The following is a 291-nucleotide window of genomic DNA, read 5'->3' on the forward strand; positions in this document are numbered from 1 at the left end:
GCGTTTGGTTACACGGTTGTTGAAGATTATGCTAAATCATTCGATGACGAAGAAGATAAAATTGAAGTAACGCTAAAAGTTAAGTTCAACACTGCTGATGGCGTGTTCACCGATGTACCTAAATCATGGTTAGACGCTTCTGTTGCTGGTACAACGGTTGAATTCGAAAAACCAGGTGAGTACACTGGTACGCTTGAAGAACGTAAGTCTACAAGTAAAAACTTCGAATCATCTTTAACAGGAGAAGGAGATTCAGAAGTAATGTAATAAATGGGTGCTTGAAGCACCCTT

General features: G+C 39.5%; 1 pseudogene. It reads left to right on the top strand.

Features of this window, described 5'->3' with window-relative positions:
- Positions 1 to 267 (top strand): annotated as a pseudogene (locus CD138_RS13780) (phage tail protein); the annotation flags it as partial.
- Positions 268 to 291: the final 24 nt, after the last annotated feature.

It is taken from the genome of Staphylococcus intermedius NCTC 11048 (assembly GCF_002902385.1).
Taxonomy (GTDB): Bacteria; Bacillota; Bacilli; order Staphylococcales; family Staphylococcaceae; genus Staphylococcus; species Staphylococcus intermedius.